The organism is Micromonospora sp. LOL_024, assembly GCF_048060415.1.
GTDB lineage: Bacteria > Actinomycetota > Actinomycetes > Mycobacteriales > Micromonosporaceae > Micromonospora.
Map to the genome: position 1 here is coordinate 1 of NZ_JBHMIS010000096.1, position 2,644 is coordinate 2,644.

Annotated in this window: 4 protein-coding genes and 1 pseudogene; all 5 read right to left on the reverse strand. The window is 61.5% G+C overall.

Annotation, left to right across the window (positions count from 1 at the left end):
* A partial coding sequence (locus tag ACFHWY_RS28155; RefSeq protein WP_416583269.1) for a restriction endonuclease occupies positions 1-532 on the reverse strand: 532 nt, incomplete at its 3' end.
* Between the two features lie 222 nt (positions 533-754).
* Positions 755-1,198: pseudogene (locus ACFHWY_RS28160) on the reverse strand (transposase); the annotation flags it as partial.
* Positions 1,199-1,311: 113 nt separating this feature from the next.
* Positions 1,312-1,476 carry a hypothetical protein gene (locus ACFHWY_RS28165; protein WP_416583270.1) on the reverse strand — a complete coding sequence of 55 codons (165 nt, stop codon included), beginning with the start codon at positions 1,474-1,476 and terminating at the stop codon, positions 1,312-1,314.
* A gap of 315 nt (positions 1,477-1,791) precedes the next feature.
* Positions 1,792-2,121 (reverse strand): hypothetical protein, encoded by a 330-nt coding sequence (locus ACFHWY_RS28170; RefSeq protein WP_416583271.1) that lies wholly within the window; start codon positions 2,119-2,121, stop codon positions 1,792-1,794.
* An 11-nt stretch (positions 2,122-2,132) separates the two neighbouring features.
* A partial coding sequence (locus ACFHWY_RS28175) for a polymorphic toxin-type HINT domain-containing protein (RefSeq protein WP_416583272.1) occupies positions 2,133-2,644 on the reverse strand: 512 nt, incomplete at its 5' end.

Here is a 2,644-nt window from a genome sequence, read left to right on the forward strand (position 1 = left end):
CACTCCCCATCCTGGGCATCACCAACACTCCGGACACCCACGGAACTTGATTAAGCCCTGGGAAGGAAGCGGCGTCAGTAACCAACTCGAAAAGTTCCTGCGGCGGCACGAAACCGCTCAGCATCGCCTCCCAATGGGACTGGTCGAGCAACAGCACATCCAGACGCCGACCCTTGTCGACTTCGTCTATGGCCTCGTCGGTGAAACCCTTGATCGCCAGGAAGACCCCGGTCACCCCGGCCATGCGTTGCTCGACGCGTCGTTGGAGCTTCGCGATCGGCCCCGTCCCCGTCTTGGCCTGCTCCCACTTGGCCTCCAGAATGTAGCGCCGGCCCGCGTGGTTGAAGACGACGTCCAACTCGCCGACGCTCCGCTGGTCCGACTTCGCTCGCAGGCCAAAGGTCGTTAGAAGTTCGGCGATCATCTCGTTAAGCCGTTGGCCACGCGCCTGTCGGGTCAGGCCGGAGCCCGGCTGGCGAAGCGCGCCGTACTCGGCAACGAGCCTGCGCCATCTACTCGGGTCCTCAAGCACCACTACATGCTGTCGCATCACGCTCACTGGTCAACAACCACCCGGACAAAGAACCGACCAGACAGGTCGAGTCGATACCGAGGCCAGCCCATAGCCGGCCAGCTGATCCGGCGCAGTCCGGGTGGGCGCTACGAGTGAGGCCAGCCCACTCGTCGGGCCGGTCTGGTCGGGCACGGCAGCCGGACCGGCATCACTCGATCTGGTGGGCGTGGACGCGGCTCAGCCCGATTCCAGGGCCACGACCATCGAGTACGGCCAGCCCGAGACCATGATCGTCTGGTCTTTCCCGCGCCCATAGGTGTGACACAGGATCCGCTGCGGTGAGGTGTGCGCGTACGGCCGCAGCCAGCAGGTGATGTCCACCGCCAGAACGAGACGCCCGTCGGCCGCCCGCGGCAGCGGCACCCGGGCGAGAGCGGTACGCAACCGATCGATGTCCAGACGCCCGCATGCGAGGGTGTCATACAACGCCCCATGACCCCGACGGTGCTCACCTTCCAGCGACAACTCCACCAACGACCGGACCGGCCCGTCGGCGCACAACACCGCATCCGTCAACTCGAACAACGCGTCAGCCCGGGCAGTCAAGCAGTCGTACAACTCTCGCCGGAACCCCGCCAACTCTCCGACGGCATCGCCCGGACCACGGTCATGCACACTGATCACCAGAACAGCCCTTGGTCATTGATGTTCTTCCCTAGACAAGAAGATCATCGACCAGGGGCTGTTTCCGTGACCGATCGGGGTCCCCACAAGACCTCAGCGGGTTAAAGATCAAGTTAGGGGCGTGTGGTGGATGCTGAGGCGAGGCGGGCGTTGAGCATGCTCGCCGCGCCGTGGGCGGCGTCGGCGAAGTCATCTCCGGCTGACGCGTACAGGATGTCGCGGGAGGAGTTGACGATCAGACCAAAAACGTCGCACCCGCCGTGCCGCCGCTCAGGCACGCGTCGATGTCGCCGCCCTGTGCGCCGATCCCGAGGAGGAGGATCGGCATCTCCCCGACCGCAGTGCGGATGCGAGCGAGCTTGGCAGGATCGTTCGCACCCCGGCGAACCTCATTGACGTTTGTGCATATGACTGCCTTTGTGACAGCAGTTGTGACAGCAGTTGTGACAGCAGTTGTGACAGCAGTTGTGACAGCAGTTGTGACAGCAACCCAGGCGAACGACCACGCCCATCGGCGCAGGACAAGCAGGCAGGAACCCCACCCCGAGTCACGGTTCAAATGATGCTCCTGGAAGTCCGGAGACCGAACCAGCCTACTCGGAATTACGCAAGCGCTTGGACTCCAAAAAGGCTTCCAACTCATCGAATAGCAAGACCGCAGCCTTAGAGCTATCTTCACGCATAGCTGCAACCCAGAAGTCATTTCCCGAATCAGGATAGGCGATCCTGACTAGCAATACCGGCAACGCAAGATTTGCACCAAGCCCAGACTTGACCGCTAACCATTCACGGAATCCTTCCAAGAATTGCCAATCAGTCGCCGCATCAACACCCATCACAAACGCGACAACCTCACCGAAGGTACTGAGGCCGTACGCGTGCGGGCGTCTCCGCACGTCAGCAAGCCTTTCACGCAGCTCCATAGACTGACCCGTCACCTAGGAGCCGGATTAAATACGAGATCATCTCCATATTCCCAGACTGCCCTATAGTCGGCCATTAATTCACCGTGTCTTCCCGTGGTGGCATCGAATACTCGACCATCCTTCACAACGACGTCATGATACCCCCAACCACTATCGACGCCGCGATACTTACCCAAGAAAGGCGCACCGTATCGGTCCGTTATCCGCATGACGTCACCGCCAATGACAGATTGGATATGATCGGCTACTCTTTCGCACCCACCGGTTCCACACACTTCTGCTGCCGGCTTCGCCTTCCAGGCCACCCCCAGATCGGGAACACAATTTGAATTGTGAACCAGGACGGGCGTGTTGCCGGCGAGCACATAGTACGTGTGGAGGTCGTCGATGGTGAGGTTGTAGGCGAGCGCACGCCATGGCACCGCAGTTGCTGTGCCGGTGACTCGTACGGGGGTCGCAGTGGTGCTGGCGAGTTGGTCTCCGGGTTGGAGGGCGTCGGCGCGTTGCCATTCGCGGTCTG